General features: G+C 63.2%; 13 protein-coding genes. 9 read left to right on the top strand and 4 right to left on the bottom strand.

Going from position 1 to position 15280, the window contains the following annotated elements; all coding sequences use genetic code 11:
* Positions 1–21: 21 nt before the first annotated feature.
* The 6 genes from ACOXXX_RS18995 to ACOXXX_RS18970 all read left to right on the top strand — a co-directional run bounded on the left by ACOXXX_RS18995 (position 22) and on the right by ACOXXX_RS18970 (position 5180).
* Complete coding sequence (locus ACOXXX_RS18995) at positions 22–1194, top strand: p-hydroxyphenylacetate 3-hydroxylase oxygenase component (RefSeq protein ID WP_422828195.1); 1173 nt, start codon at positions 22–24, stop codon at positions 1192–1194.
* Positions 1195–1271: 77 nt separating this feature from the next.
* Entirely contained in the window at positions 1272–1793 is a 522-nt protein-coding gene (locus ACOXXX_RS18990; protein ID WP_422828194.1) for a flavin reductase family protein, read from the top strand.
* A 52-nt stretch (positions 1794–1845) separates the two neighbouring features.
* A complete protein-coding gene (locus ACOXXX_RS18985) occupies positions 1846–2709 on the top strand; it encodes a transporter (RefSeq protein WP_422828193.1) in 864 nt (287 codons plus the stop codon).
* A 53-nt stretch (positions 2710–2762) separates the two neighbouring features.
* Complete coding sequence (locus tag ACOXXX_RS18980) at positions 2763–3698, top strand: 3-keto-5-aminohexanoate cleavage protein (RefSeq protein WP_422828192.1); 936 nt, start codon at positions 2763–2765, stop codon at positions 3696–3698.
* Positions 3695–4438, top strand: a complete 744-nt coding sequence (locus ACOXXX_RS18975; protein ID WP_422828191.1) for an HpcH/HpaI aldolase family protein — start codon at positions 3695–3697, stop codon at positions 4436–4438. The genes ACOXXX_RS18980 and ACOXXX_RS18975 overlap by 4 nt, the downstream gene beginning before the upstream one ends.
* Positions 4439–5033: 595 nt before the next feature.
* On the top strand, positions 5034–5180 hold the full coding sequence (locus ACOXXX_RS18970; RefSeq protein ID WP_422828190.1) for a hypothetical protein: 147 nt from the start codon (positions 5034–5036) through the stop codon (positions 5178–5180).
* Positions 5181–5268: 88 nt separating this feature from the next.
* On the opposite strand, the gene ACOXXX_RS18965 is transcribed toward ACOXXX_RS18970, so the two are convergent.
* The 4 genes from ACOXXX_RS18965 to ACOXXX_RS18950 form a co-directional block, all read right to left on the bottom strand.
* On the bottom strand, positions 5269–6906 hold the full coding sequence (locus ACOXXX_RS18965) for an NAD-dependent malic enzyme (protein WP_422828189.1): 1638 nt from the start codon (positions 6904–6906) through the stop codon (positions 5269–5271).
* A gap of 77 nt (positions 6907–6983) precedes the next feature.
* Entirely contained in the window at positions 6984–8339 is a 1356-nt protein-coding gene (locus ACOXXX_RS18960; protein WP_422828188.1) for an MFS transporter, read from the bottom strand.
* Between the two features lie 185 nt (positions 8340–8524).
* Positions 8525–10243: a ubiquinone-dependent pyruvate dehydrogenase gene (poxB, locus tag ACOXXX_RS18955; RefSeq protein ID WP_422828233.1), complete on the bottom strand. Its 1719-nt coding sequence runs from the start codon at positions 10241–10243 to the stop codon at positions 8525–8527.
* 72 nt (positions 10244–10315) lie between these two features.
* Entirely contained in the window at positions 10316–11668 is a 1353-nt protein-coding gene (locus ACOXXX_RS18950; RefSeq protein ID WP_422828187.1) for an NAD(P)/FAD-dependent oxidoreductase, read from the bottom strand.
* Between the two features lie 227 nt (positions 11669–11895).
* Here ACOXXX_RS18950 and ACOXXX_RS18945 point away from each other — a divergent pair, with 227 nt between their 5' ends.
* From ACOXXX_RS18945 to ACOXXX_RS18935, 3 genes are all read left to right on the top strand, one after another.
* On the top strand, positions 11896–12018 hold the full coding sequence (locus ACOXXX_RS18945; protein WP_422828186.1) for a hypothetical protein: 123 nt from the start codon (positions 11896–11898) through the stop codon (positions 12016–12018).
* Between the two features lie 118 nt (positions 12019–12136).
* Positions 12137–13189 (top strand): cytochrome ubiquinol oxidase subunit II, encoded by a 1053-nt coding sequence (locus tag ACOXXX_RS18940; RefSeq protein WP_422828185.1) that lies wholly within the window; start codon positions 12137–12139, stop codon positions 13187–13189.
* A 12-nt stretch (positions 13190–13201) separates the two neighbouring features.
* On the top strand, positions 13202–15280 hold the full coding sequence (locus ACOXXX_RS18935) for a cbb3-type cytochrome c oxidase subunit I (protein WP_422828184.1): 2079 nt from the start codon (positions 13202–13204) through the stop codon (positions 15278–15280).

Below are 15280 nucleotides of genomic sequence, written 5' to 3'. Positions count from 1 at the left end.
CCCACAGGGAGGAGAACACCCATGTTCGACGACACAACACCGATGATCGACCGCGTTCGCGCGGTCCTGCCTCAGATCAAGGCCAACGCTTCCAAGGCCGAAGCGGACCGCATGGTCCCGGCAGAAAGCATCGAGCTGCTCAAGGGCACTGGCCTGCACCGCGCCTTTCAGCCAAAGGCCTACGGCGGTCTGGAAATGCCGGTGCCGGACTTCGAGAACTGCATCGCGCTGATCGCCACGGCCTGCGGATCGACCGCCTGGGCGTTCTCGCTACTGGCGGAACACGCGCACCAGATCGCGCTTTATTCCAAGACGTTGCAGGACGAGGTCTGGGGCGACGACCCGGACACGCTCTCATCCTCCTCAATCGCACCCTACGGACAGGCGGTCGAAGTCGAGGGCGGTGTGCGCTTCTCCGGTGAATTCGGCTGGTCGTCGGGCTGCGACCATGCGACTTGGGCGATCCTCGGGTTCCTGCGCGACGATGCGGATCTGGGCAAGGTCTACAGCTTTGCCATCGTGCCGCGCAGCGATTACGAGATCAGGGACAACTGGTTCACCGCCGGGATGCGCGGCACCGGGTCCAAGACGCTGGTGGTCAAGGACGCCTTTGTTCCGAACCACCGCATCGAGAGCGTGCCCGCGCTGATGACGCTGACCTCGGCGGGCGGCGCGCTCTATCCCGACAGCCAGATCTACCACGTGCCCTTCATCTATGTCTTTGCCAGCTGCTTCTCGGCAGTCAGCCTCGGCATCGCAGAGCGCATGATCGAGCTTTACACCGAACGCACGCAGGGCCGCGTGCGCGCCTACACCGGCGCGAAGGTCGGCCAGTCGATCCCGGCCTGCATGCGCCTTGCCGAAAGCACCCACCAGGTGGCCGCAGGCCGCGCCTTTCTGGAAAAGACCTGGGCCGAGATGCGCGACCATGCCGAACGCCGCGCCTATCCGACCGAGACGCAGATGGCCTTTTGGCGGACCAATCAGGCCTATGCGGTCAAGATGTTCGTGGCGGCGGTGGATCGGCTCTTTGAAGCCTCCGGCGGCTCGGCATGGTTCGACGATGCCGAGGCGCAGCGCCTGTTCCGCAACAGCCACATGACCGCGGCGCATGCCTATACCGATTACGATATCTGCGCGCAGATCCTCGGACGCGCGCTGATGGGTCTGGAGCCCGATCCCTCGCTCTTCTGATCCATCTTCGGCCCGCCTCGCCCACCGGGGCGGGCCGATCCAGCCTGTCAGATTTTCCATCCCTCAGGAGGTCCCTCATGGCCAGCATGACTTTCCCCGCCGAGAGCGGGTTCGATCCGCGCGCCTTTCGCGCAGCGCTCGGGTGCTTTGCCACCGGTGTGACCGTGATCACCGCGCAGGCACTGGGCCAGCGTGTCGGCGTCACGGCCAACAGTTTCAACTCTCTGTCGCTGACGCCGCCGCTGATCCTGTGGAGCCTGCTCAAGACATCGTCGAGCTACCCGGTCTTCGAGGCTGCAAGCCATTTCGCGGTGAACATCCTTGCTCACGACCAGATCGACCTGTCGAACCATTTCGCACGCCGCAGCGACGACAAATTCGCCGCGATCGACGTGACCGAAGGGCAGGGCGGCTGCCTGCTGCTGCCAGAGACCTGTGCCACGATCCAATGCGCTCGCGAAGACACTCTCGACGGCGGCGACCACTGGATCCTGATCGGCCGTGTGACCGGGTTCGATACCTCGGACAGCGCGCCGCTTCTGTACCACAGGGGCCAATATTCGCTTGCTCAGCCGCACCCGCAGGTGGCCGCCGAATAGGCCCAGAGACGTTCACGATTTTCGCAACACTCGGGGAGGAGACCCTATGAAGATGACGTACACTTTTGGCGCCGCTGCGGTGGCGCTGGCCATGGCGGCCGCACCTGCGAAAGCCATCGACGTGGGCCCGGCGGATTACACCATCCTGCCAAGCGGCACGACGCTGGGAATGCTGTACTGGCAGCACCTGAGCTCTGACAAGCTGACGGTCAATGGCAATCAGATCCCCGGGTCCAAATTCGAAGCCAACATCGCCATCCTGCGGAGCCTGAACTATTTCACTCTGGGGGACATGCCTGCCGCGTTCCACGTGGTGGCGCCGTTTGCCAACATCGATACCGCCAACATCGGCACGATCAAACAGGACACCTCCGAAGGGGTGGGCGATACGACGCTGGGCCTGACGCTCTGGCCGGTGCAGCCGGACAACCCGGACACCGGAACCACGCTGGGTTTTTCGCTCTTCGCGACCTTGCCCACCGGCAGCTATGATCCGGCACGGATCGGCATCGGCGAAGGCACCTTCACCATCACCCCGCAGGTCGGACTGATCCAGGGGCTTGGCGGCGGTTACTATTTTGACGGCGTTCTGGACGTGGCCTTTCAACGGGATCACAAGGAGAATGGCGTGACGTACGAACGCGCTCCGGCATGGCAGTTTCAGGCGATGCTGCGCAAGCAATGGGGGCCCACGACATCGCTCGCCATCGGCTATTCCGGTCAGCGCGGCGGGGAGCAGAAAGTGAATGGTGTCGAGACCGGCCTGAAGGTGCATCGCGATCAGGCGCGCATCTACGGCACGCATTTTCTGACCCCCACGACCCAGATTCAGGCTATGTATGGCAAGGATTTCAACGTCGAAGGTGGCTTTGAATACGGTAGCGTCGTGCAGCTGCGCCTTGTGCAGGTGTTCTGAACCCATCCTCGGCCCGGGGGTGATCCGGGCCGATCCAATCCAAAGGACAACCCGTGCCCCGGACTTCGAAAAAGACCATCATCTCCTGCGCCGTGACCGGCTCTATCCACACGCCGTCCATGTCGCCCCATCTGCCGGTGACCGCCGACCAGATCGCCGAAAGCGCCATTGCCGCCGCCGAGGCCGGGGCCGCCGTGTTGCACCTGCACGCGCGGATGCCGGACACCGGCGCGCCCAGTCAGGACCCCGCGCACTACGCCGCCTTCCTGCCGCGCATCCACGCGGCCACGGATGCCATCGTGAACATCACCACCGGCGGCGGGTTGGGCATGTCGCTGGAGGACCGGATCGCCCCCGCGCTGCGGGCCGCGCCGGAACTGGCCTCGCTCAACATGGGGTCGTTCAACTTCAACATCTCTGCCGCCGAAAAAGGCTGCCGCGATCCGCAGCCGTGGGAGGTGGAGTACCTGCGTGGTACCCGCGACCTGATCATGTCCAACACCTTCACCCAGATCGAAACGGTGCTGGGCAAGCTGTCCGAGACCGGCACCCGGTTCGAGTTCGAATGCTACGACACCGGCCACCTCTACAACCTCGCGCATTTTGCGGATCGGGGTCTGGTGAAGCCGCCGTTCTTCGTGCAGGCGATCTTTGGCGTCACGGGGGCGCAGGGCACGGACCCGGAAAACCTCATGCACATGCGCGGCACGGCAGAGCGGCTTTTTGGTAACGATCACCTGCTGTCGGTGCTGGGCGCGGGCAGGTCGCAGTTCCCGCTGGTCACCATGGGGGCGATCCTCGGCGGGCATGTCCGCGTCGGGCTGGAGGACAACCTGTACATCGCCAAGGGACAACTGGCGGAAAGCAACGCGCAGATGGTCACCAAGATCCGGCGCATCCTCGAGGATCTGGGCCATGAGATCGCCACCCCGGACGAGGCGCGCGCATTGCTCGGGACCAAGGGTCGGGACAAGGTGACCTTCGGATGAGGGCCGGATTTCGCGCCCGCCTGCGCGCGCCCGAGCCAATGCTGGGCACCTTCCTCAAGATCCCCTCGACCCAACCCGCCGAGATCATGGGGCAATTGGGCTTCGATTTTGTCGTGATCGACGAGGAACACGCACCGCTGAACCCCGAGACGACCGATGCCATGCTGCTGGCTTGCCGGGCACACCGCATGGCGGGGCTGGTGCGGGTACGCCAACCCGGCGACATCCTGCGCGTGCTGGACAGCGGGGCCGATGGCGTGCTGGTGCCGCATGTGACCTCTGCCGCCGTCGCCCAAGAGATCGTCGCACTTGCGCGCTATGCTGGTGGGCGTGGCCTGTCTCCAACTACCCGCGCTGGCGCCTTCGGCGGCGTGCCGGTGGCGGACCACATGGCGGCGCAGGATGCGCGCAGTGCCGTCGTCGCAATGATCGAAGACGCCGAAGCGCTGGACCGGATCGACGAGATCGTCGCGACCAAGGGGCTCGACGCGCTCTTTATCGGCCGCGCAGACCTCGGGGCAAGCATGGGCGCGGCGGCGGAAGACGGAGGGCTGGACCGCGCGGTCGCGCATCTTTTAAGGGCCGCGAAATCGGCCGCTCTGCCCGCCCTCATGCTTGCAAACCATCGCATCGACGCCACCGCGATGCGCGATTTGGGCGCGACCGGGTTCCTGACCGGATCCGACCAGGGGTTCCTGAGGACCGCTGCAACAGCCGCGCGTGCCCGTTTGTTCGAATGACAGGGCACCGGACCTGGCGCACAATGCCGCTCGCTTTCCCGAGATCATGTCTGCGATCGCGTTCTCAAGACCTGCGGAACGACCTGGCTCCGGTCATCCAAGGCGTCTGGCAAGGCTGCCAACTTCCGCGCCTTGCCAGACACACGAATTCGGCCCTGACCGTTCCGTATCTCAAGGATTTTTGAGATTGGCGGCATCGCGGCGACGACCCGTGAAACGAAAAGTTTGACCGGTCAGACCCGGACGGGCCTCGACCGGTATTACCGCGCGTTGATCTCCAATGCGCATCGCTCTGCCGAGAGGGGGCAATATCCGTGCCGTATGGCCGCGACCAAAGGGATGTGAATCCAGATGTCCCGCGAAACACCGTCCTTTGCCTCAACCTCACAGTGGCAGCGGATATATGACCTGGTGTTCGTCGGATTGCCCCTGCCGATACGCTTGGCCCGGGCCACAACCCTGGCCGCCTTTGACCCGGCCATCACCGTCGCGTCCCTGGTTCCGCATCCGGTGGCTGTCCCGTTTCTGGGCGTCCTCGCGACGATCACCGGAATTCGGGCTCCAGTGGCTGATTTCTTGGTCCAAGCTCGTCTCTATGGCTGTGCTCACCATCGCGATCATTATGACGGTCGGCGTGTTCGTACCCGGCCAGCCGATTGCCACAGAGCGGCTCGACGCGGTTCCGGCGGCGGCGGCAATGACCTCCGTGCTGGCACACGTGCGATGCCTGTGCTGCGTGTGATTTCGCCTAGGCATTGGTGGAACTGACGGGAAGCGCGCCGAATTCCTGACGGACCCCGGCGCGACAGACCTTGCGTCAAAGGGCGGCGTTAGTCCGACTCGTCGTGGTAGACCGGTTGGTAGATCTGGATTTGGATCAGCGCGCTGAGGTCTTCGGGCTCCTCGACACCGGCCAGCCCGCGATCAAAGATGTCCCGTGCAATGGCGATGGCGATCCGCGTTTCCGTGTCCAGCATGTCCCGTTGCCGGGGGAAGAGCATCCCCTGTTGGCGGTCGGTGGGGCTGACCTGATCCGCGCAGCCCCGTGCCGCCGCAATGAACATCCTGTCGTCAATCATCCTTGCCTTTGTTGCATAGACCGCCAGTCCAAGAGCCGGGAAGATGTAGAAGTTGTTCGCCTGACCGGGGTGGAAGGTCTGGCCGTTGATCTCGACATCGGGGAACTGCACCCCGCAGGCCACGAGCGCCTTGCCGTCGGTCCATGCATAGGCGTCGGCGGGCGTGCATTCCGCGTTGGCCGTGGGGTTGGACAACGGAAAGATCACCGGGCGTTCGCAATGGCTGGCCATCTCCTTCACGACGCCTTCGGTAAAGAGGCCGCCCACGGTGCTCACACCGATCAGGACCGTCGGTTTATAGGCCTTGACCGCATTCTGGAGGTCCTTTTCGTCCTTGAGATCCTTGGCATAGGGGGTCTGATGGATATTCAGGTCATCGCGCGTCCTGCAAAGCAGGCCGCCCGCATCGAACAGCGCAATCGCGGCCTGCGCCTCTGCGTCGGTAAGACCCTCGGTCTTCATGGCTTCGACAATCATGTTGGCGATGCCGATGGCGGCCGATCCGGCCCCGGCGAACATCACGCGCTGGTCTTTCAGCGCCTCGCCCTTGATCTGAAGCGCCGTGATCAGCCCCGCGATGGTCACGCCAGCAGTGCCCTGAATGTCGTCGTTATAGATCAGGTGATCGTCCTTGTAGCGGTCGAACAGCCGCAGCGCGTCGGTGCCCTTCCAATCCTCGAAATGGATGCATACGCCGGGAAAGACCTCGTTCGCGGCCTGCATGAACTCGTCCATGAGGGCGTCGATCTCGTCGCTGCTGGCCACGTCCTCGTGCAGTCCGGGGTAGAGCGGATCGTCGCGAAGCGTCTGGTTGGTCGTGCCAATGTCCATGTGGATGGGCAAAAGCGCGTCCGGTGTTACACCCGCGCAGGCGGTGTAGAGGTGCAGCTTGCCAATCGGGATCGGCGTGCCGTTCGCGCCGATGTCGCCGAGGCCAAGGATGCGCCCGCCCGAAGTGATGCAGATGAAGCGAATATCGCGCGTCGGCCAGTTGGACAGCACCTCCTTCAGCCGGCCTTTCATGTGCTTGGTCAGATACATGCCGCGCGGACGGCGGAAGATCTGGCCGTAGTCGAGGCAAGCCTCTGCAATGGTCGGGTTGTAGACGATTGGGATGAAACGCTCCGGGTCGCTCATCAGAACGGCGAAATAGAGCGTCTCGTTCCGATCGCAGAGCGAGATCAGATAGATGTAGCGTTCGACGTCGGTCTGCTTGGCGTCGAGGTGGGTCATGACCCGCGACAGCTGTGTTTCGAGCGTGTCCACATGGGCGGGCAGAAGGCCGGTGATCCCAAGCGCATCGCGCTCTTCTTCCGTGTAGGCGGTGCCCTTGTCCTGGATCGGATCGTTGAGAACGGTCAGCAGAGGGTGACGGCGGGAGGAGGTCATCTATTGGCTCTTTCGGTCGGGCGGGTTGATGGGCGCGGGGGGCTTTGGCGCCCCCCGCCGGTTGCTAAAAAGCGTTTTCAGCGCGCGTCCGGATAGGGATGGTCGATTGCGTCGCGATCTGGACGGTGGAAGAGGAATGTCAGCACCACCGAAGAACCCGCGAGCGCCGCGAGAATGAAGAACGCCCGCGTGAAGCTGCCGCTGTTGCCGACCACCCAGCCGGTGATGACGGGCGCGGCAAAGCCGGAAATGGCGAAGAAGAAGTTCATCAGCCCCAGAGCCGTGGCCGACCGGTCGGGCGCAATGTCCACGTTGACCGCGTAATAGACCGCGTTCGCCCCCATCGAGGCCGCAAGTGACACGGTGATCAGCGCCAACGCCACCCAGAGGGTCGAGGTGAAGGCAGCCGGCAGGATGACCACAGCGGCAATGAGCTGGGTGACGATGATGAACCAACTGCGCGCGATCCGAAGGCTGTGAGTCTTTTCCAGCATACGATCGGACAGATTGCCCAGGACCAGCAGGACAACACCTGCCACCGCCCACGGCACGAACGAGAACCAGCCTGCACTTGCCACAGGGACCGAGAATTTCTGTTCAAGGAAGCCTGGCAGCCAGGTCATGAAGAAGAACAGGAAGTATCCGAAGACGAAGAACGCCCAGTAGTTGGTCAGCAGTGTCCGGTTGGTGAAAAGCCGCTTCCATGTGGTTCCGGTCGCGTTGTCCGACCGGGCAGGCACAACATTCCCGGTGCCGCGACCGTCGTCGATGTCTTCGACCTGCTCTTGCCTGATATGCGCCAGCTCGGCCTGGTTTACATGGGCCGAATCCTCGGGCCGGTTGCGAAACATCCAGTACCACAGGGGAAACCACACCAGGCTTGCGCCGCCAAGAATCCAGTAAAGCGTGCGCCAGTCGGTAAGCGACAGGATACCGCTGACGACAGGGCCGCCGATGGCCAGCGCCAGCGGCACCGCCGCAAGCGAATAGCCAAGCGCGCGGGCGCGCTCCTTCGGCGGGAGCCAATGGGCGACCGCGCCGGTCAGGCCCGGAAACATCGGGCCTTCGGAAAGACCCAGAAACGCGCGCAGCGCCAGGAGCAGGAAGAAACTCGAGCCCACGGCCGTCAATGCGCTCGACACGGCCCAGAGGATGACCGCGACGGTCAGGATGATACGCGGCCCGAAGCGGTCGGTGAGAACGCCGCCGATAAATGTGGTGAACATGTATCCCACGCCGAACGCGCCGAGGACCAGACCCTTCTGGCTTGATGTGAGCGAAAGCTCCTTCGCGATCGGGTCAATGGCATAGGAAATCGCCGCTCTGTCGATGTAGTTGATCACGACAATGGCAAACAGAAGCGCCACCACGACCCAGCGATAGTGGGTCATGGTGGCACCGGATTGTGCGGTTGGAGGGGTGGATTTGGCCATGGGGCACTGTCCTGTAATTGGCGTTGCAATTCGCGCAGCTTCGCCCGCAGGTTCCTCCCTACGTCAGGCCAAGTTGACCCCCGTTCTGCGCCCTTTTTCATGGTGAAGACTTTGCAATGCATTCCTGTCGTCAGCCGGTGCCGGACTTCAAGGAAATGTAAGGATTCAAGCGAAAGCCGCTCCGTTCACCGAAACAGATTGCTGCTGGCCAGTTGCAGAATCTCGTCACCGCGCCCGTTCAGGATCGCGCGCATGCCGTAGAGGCTGAAACCGATGCCTTCCTTGGCTTCGATGGTCGGCGGCATGGCCAATTCGTAGCGGTTCGAGACCACGTCGACCAACGCGGGGCCGTCGTGGGCAAAGGCCTCCTCCAGCGCGGCTTTCAGACCGCCGGAGTCCTCGACCCGGATGCCTTTCAGGCCGATGGCCCTTGCGACATCCGCGAAGTTGGGGTTCTGCAATCCGACGTTTTCGGGCAGGTAGCCGCCGGTCTTCTGTTCCAGCTCGACAAAGCCGAGCGTGCCATTGTTCAGCACCACGATCTTGACGGGCAGGTTCAGTTGTACGGCCGTCAGCAATTCGCCGAACAGCATCGCCACGCCGCCGTCGCCCGACATCGACACCACTTGCCGATCAGGGAACGCGGCCTGCGCGCCAAGCGCCTGCGGCAACGCGTTGGCCATCGAGCCATGGTTGAACGAGCCGATGATCCTGCGTTTGCCATTGGTCTTGAGGTAGCGCGCGGACCAGATCGCAGGCGTGCCGACATCGACGGTAAAGACCGCATTTTCGGACGCCACTTCGTTGACGACGGAATAGACGTATTGCGGGTGCAACGGTTTGCCGCGCTTGGCGGGCGTTGCCAGATCGTCAAGATCGCGGCGTGCATTGGCGTAGTGCGTGCGCGCCTTGTCCAGAAAGTCGTGCGGGCGTCCGGCATCGATCAGCGGGGTGATCATCCGGGCGAATTCCACCACATCCGCCTCGATCCCCATGGTCAGGGCAACACGTTTGCCAAGCGCGGCGGGATCGCGGTCGACCTGAATGACCTTGGCCCCCTCGGGATAGAAGTTGCGATAGGGGAAATCGGTCCCGAGCATCAACAAGGTGTCGCACTCCTTGAGGGCGTGGTAGCCCGACGAAAAGCCGATCAGCCCGGTCATGCCCACGTCGAAGGGGTTGTCCCACTCCATGTACTCCTTGCCCCGGAAGGCGTGCACGATCGGTGCTTTCAGCGCATCGGCCAGAGCCACGACCTCGTCATGGGCGCCTGCGGTGCCTGCCCCGGCGAGGATCGTGACATTCTGCGAGCCGTTCAAAAGCTCTGCCGCCGCCGCGACGCCGCTGTCGCCCGGCACCCGGCGCACCGGCGCGGGCGGCACGAAGGCGGGGGTGTCGCCGTCGAATTCGAGCAAGGAGACATCGCCGGGGATCACGATAACCGAGACGGTATTACGCCCGATGGCCGTGCGCAGCGCGCGGTGCAGCACGCCGGGCATCTGTTTGGGCGAGGTGACGAGTTCGCAGAAGTCGCTGCATTCCTCAAAGATCTTTGTGGGATGGGTTTCCTGAAAATAGCCCAGGCCGATCTCCGTAGAGGGAATATGCGACGCGATGGCCAGTACCGGCACGCGGTTGCGGTAGCAGTCGTACAGCCCGTTGATCAGGTGCAGGTTGCCCGGCCCACAACTGCCCGCACAGACTGCCAGCTTGCGGGTGACCGCCGCCTCTGCGCCGGTCGCGAATGCGCCGGCCTCTTCGTTGCGGACATGCATGAACGCGATGTGTCCGTTGTCACGAAGCGCGCCGTCGATGGCGTTGAGGCTGTCGCCCGTCACGCCCCAGATCCGGGTCACCCCGGCGGAGGCGAGCGTTTCGACAAGAAGCTTGGCAAGAGTGGTAATTCTTTATGGTCCTTTCGGGAGCAGGGCAGGGGCTTTCGGCGCGGCGAAGGGCGCTTCGGGCGGGACGAGGGATCAACTCTGTGGAGGTGCCTTGCGGGCTTGACTGCTGGGCTCTGTCATTTCGGAAAAGGTGACGCGCGCGGCGTTGCGCCCGAACAACGTGAACCAGACCCAGTTCAGCATCACCGTCACGCGGTTGCGCAGGGTGATGAGAAAGAAGATATGCGCCACGCCCCAACCCCACCAGGCCAGCAGGCCGCGCAGATGCAGCTGGCCGTATTGGATCACGGCCGCGCCTTGGCCGATGGTGGCGAGGCTGCCGTAGTCACGGTACGCGAACGGCTTGGGCATGGGGCCGCCTTTCAGCCGGTGCCGCATTGTCCGGGCGACATGTCCGCCCATCTGCTTGGCGGCGGGGGCGAGGCCCGGAACCACACCATCCTTCCAAGGCACCGCAGCCACGTCCCCGATCACGAAGATATCCGGATCGTCCGGCAGGGTCAGGTCGCCACCGACCGCGATCCGGTTGCCCTTGTCCGGCGCGACCCCAAGCCATTGGGCAGCGGGCGTGCCCGCGACACCGGCGGCCCAGACGGTCGTGGCGCACTCTATCCGCTCGTCAGGACCGTCGCCCCAGACGATGCCTTGGGCGCTGACCTCCTTCACGATCTTGCCGGTCAGCACCTCGATCCCGCGTTCTTTCAGCACTCGCGCGGTGTAGGACGACAGGCTTTCCGCGAAGGGGCCAAGCAGCCGCGGGCCGCCTTCGACCAGAAGGATGCGGCAGTCGGCGGGGTCGATATGGCGGAATTCGCCCTTCAGAACCCGGTGGCACAGGTTCGAGATCATGCCCGCAAGCTCGACCCCGGTGGGGCCGCCGCCGATCACCGCAAAGGTCTGGTGCGCGGCACGTTTTTGCGGATCACTTTCACGCTCGGCCCGTTCGAGGGCGCCGAAGATTCTGGTCCGCAGGCGCAGCGCGTCGTCGGCGGTCTTGAGCCCCGGAGCGTCGTGCTGCCATGCGTCGTGGCCGAAGTAGCTGGTGACGGTGCCGGTCGCGATCACCAGCGTGTCGAAGGGAAGCGGCGCACCGTCCTTGAGGATCACGGTTTTGGCCGCGCGATCGATCCCCGTCACGTCCGCTTGCAGAACGGTGACGTCCTTACGGCCTTTGAGCAGGCGGCGCACCGGCCAAGCCACATCATCCACCGAAAGCACCGCTGTCGCGGTCTGGTACAGTAGCGGTTGGAACAGGTGATGGTTCTGACGGTCGATCAGCGTGATCCGCGCGCCCAGATGCTTCATCTTCTGAACGGCCGTTAGACCGGCGAATCCGGCTCCGATGACGACCACGTGGTGTTGGGTCTGTGTCATACCTGTCGCTTTTCCAATGGCCGGGCCGCCCGATTTGGCGGCGCGCGGCAAGATGGCGATACCGGAAGAACAACGCTCTTCCGTTTTGCTGTCATCTAGCTGGAGGGCTGACCTTCCTTTGGCCTTTCGCGCAGTTTAAACATTTGTAAATCGCGCGGTTTCATGGCCGTTGAAGGCTTTCGGCGGGCCAGGATCATCGGGGAAAGACCTAGGATCGTTGAGGAAAGAACGGATCCTGCGAGTGCGTTGAGCTCAAATCTTAAATTTTTTCAAACTTCATGAAAACACTCCTTCTTGCTGCGCTGATTAATGTCGAAAACGAAATGGCTGATGCCGCCCGCAATTGGGGGCAGACGACCGATATTCTTGCTGGAGACGCCCAATGCCGCTGTCCGCGATGAGACTTTTCAAAGCCCCACCAGGTGGACACATTCGACCGGAGGCGCGCCGTGGCGTGTGCCCGTTCCGCGGTCCGCGCGCCGTTGCGTCGGACAACCCGACCTGCGGAGGCACGACAAGATGAGTACCGGACGATTCGTCCTGTCGGCGCGCCGTCAACGGGGTGACGTGGCCGTGGCGGTGTTGGTTTTGGCGGGTCTCTTGATCGGGTCGCCTGATCCGGCCAGCGCCGCGGATCTGTTCAGCCCGCTCGGACCGGTCATGGAGGATCAGTCGACCCATTTCCTGCGTGCCGCGCTGATCGCCCTGGTGGCGGTCCTGCCTGCGCTGGTCCTTCTGCCGATCATGCTGTGGCGCTACCGCATTGGCGGGTCCGCGCGTTACACGCCGGACTGGGAATTCAACAAATGGTATGAGAGCGCGATCTGGGGCGTGCCGGTGCTGGTGATCTGTGTTCTGGCCTTCTGGCTCGCCCAGGCCACGGTCAAGCTCGACCCCTATCAGCCCTTGGGGGACGATCCGCTTGAGATCGACCTTGTGGGGATCGATTTCCGCTATGTCGCGATCTATCCGGAGCAACAGGTGGTGGCTCTGGACGAAATCGTCATTCCGACAGGGCGGCCCGTCACCTTCCGCCTGACCACCGATACGGTGATGCAAAGCTTTCTGCCCAACGGCTTTGCCGGGCAGATCTACGCGATGCCGGGCATGGTCACCAAGCTGAACCTTGCCGCCAATCGGACAGGCGAGGGCGTCGCGACCCAGACCCAGTTCAACGGCTACGGTTTCGCCAATATGCGCGTGCCGATGCGCGCGGTCTCGGACACGGATTTCGACGCCTGGGTCGACAGCGCCACAGGCGATGCGCTGGACGCCGAAGGATACACCGAACTGGTCGTCGCGGGTGACAGCGCGCAGGAGTACCACAAGAGCTCGCCCGAGCTTCGGCCCCTGGGCGACACCTGCCTCTTTGACCGCGTGGTCGCCCGCTATCACCAGGGCACCCCCGTTCCGCCGGAGGCGCAGCCGGGCAGCACCGTCTACGATCCCGCGAAGGGCGCGCTGCCCGACGGTGCCTGCGACATGCTGCTGGCCCATAGCCACTTCGGAATGAGCCAGATGAACATGCTGCAAGACCCAACCCCCTCCGAACCCGCCGGGTCCGACAAGTAGAAGCGACAGGACATGGAAAACTTTATCTTCGGCCGTCTCGGTTGGGACGACATCGCGATCTTCGACGTCTTCCGCGACCCCACGGCCAGTAATATCGTCGGCAGTTCGGCCGGTTGGCTGGCTGTGATCGGTGGGGTGATCGTTGCTGCCCTTCTTTTGATAAAAGGTTGGTGGCGGCCACTGCTGTTCAACTGGCTGAACACAACCGATCACAAGAAGATCGGCATCATGTACATCGTCGTGGGCCTTGTGATGTTTGCCCGCGGCGTGGCCGAAGGCGTGGTGATGCGCTCGCAATACGTGACCGCCTACCAGGGCGGCTACCTGACGCCAGACCACTTCTCCGAACTGTTCTCGACCCATGGCACGATCATGATCTTTTTCGTGCTGATGCCGTTCCTGATCGGTTTCATGAACCTTCTGGTGCCGCTTCAGATCGGCGCGCGGGACGTGGCCTTCCCACGGCTCAACCAGATCAGCCTCGGGTTCACCATTGTGGGCGCGATGCTGTTGATGATCAGCCTTGTGATCGGACAGTTCGCCACCGGCGGCTGGACGGGCTATCCGCCTTATACGGGCGTCGCCTTCCAGCCCGGCACCGGACCGGATTACTGGATCTGGTCGCTGGGCCTGTCGGGGATCGGGTCGTTGCTGACGGGGCTGAACTTTGCCGTGACCATCTACAAGATGCGCTGTCCCGGCATGACCTTCCTGCGGATGCCCATCTTTGTCTGGACAGCGCTCTGCACCTCGATCCTGCTGGTCTTCGCGCTGCCGCCGCTGACGGCTGTGGTCATCATGCAGGCGCTGGACCGCTACCTCGATTTCCACTTCTTCACCAACGACCTTGGCGGGAACATGATGAATTTCGCCAACCTGTTCTGGATGTTCGGCCATCCTGAGGTCTACATCCTGATCCTGCCGGCCTTCGGCCTCTATTCCGAGTTCACGGCGATCTTCTCGGGCAAGCGGATCTATGGCTACATGTCGCTGGTGATCGCCACCATGGCCATCGCGGTGCTGTCGTTTACCGTCTGGCTGCACCATTTCTTTACGATGGGCCAAAGCCCGACGATCAACGTGGCCTTTGGCGTCGCCACCATGCTGATCGCGATCCCGACGGGGGTAAAGGTCTATGTCTGGATCGCGACGCTCTGGGGCGGGCGGATCCGCATGCGCACTCCGATCATCTATCTGGCCGGTTTCATCTTCTTCTTCGCCGTGGGCGGCTATACCGGCATCCTTCTGGCCAATCCGACAATCAACTTCACCGTGCACAACAGCCAGTTCGTCGTCGCACACTTCCACAACGTGCTGCTGCCCGGAACGCTTTTCGCGGTGCTTGCCAGCATCTATGTCTGGTTCCCGAAATTCTTTGGCTTCCGGCTCGACGAGCGTTGGTCGCAGACGACCGCATGGCTTTTTATCGTCGGCTTCACCTTCGCCTTCATGCCGCTTTACATGGTCGGCCTGATGGGGATGCCGCGGCGCAGCCCGGCGTTCGACGATCCCAGCTACATTCCCTACATGATCGTGACCATGGGCGGGGCGCTCTGCGTGCTCGCGGCGCTCTGCGCGCTGATCGGCACCTTCGTGGTCTCGGCCAAGCGGCGCGACGCGCTTGCGGTGCCGGGCGGCGACCCTTGGGACGGCCGCACGCTGGAATGGGCCACGCCCGCGCCTGTGCCCGAGTGGAATTTCGCCTTCATCCCCGAGGTGAGCAGCCAGGATGCCTTTGCAGTCGAAAAGGCGAACGGCACCGCCTACGATATCGACGCCAACACCTATGAGGATATCGAACTGGCCCCGACAAGCTGGATCGGCCTCAACATCATCGTCTGCGGCACGGTCCTGGGCTTTGCCATGGTCTTCTGGATCTGGTGGCTGGCCGTGCTGTCCGCACTTGCTCTGCTGACCCATGCCATCGGACTGGGCTTCGTGCGCGACAAGGGCGAGGTCATTCCCGCCCATGTGATCGAACGGACCGAGTGCGATTGGATCGCCCTGGCGCAGCAAGGCGGATTTACCGACCGGCGCGACGAAGTTTCGACAGACAACCGCGGCTTCGCCGCCCGCATTTCGGAGGCGTGA

Origin of the sequence: Thalassococcus sp. BH17M4-6, from assembly GCF_049323015.1 — a bacterium.
GTDB lineage: Bacteria > Pseudomonadota > Alphaproteobacteria > Rhodobacterales > Rhodobacteraceae > Puniceibacterium.
This window is presented reverse-complemented; position numbering and strand designations above follow the sequence as displayed.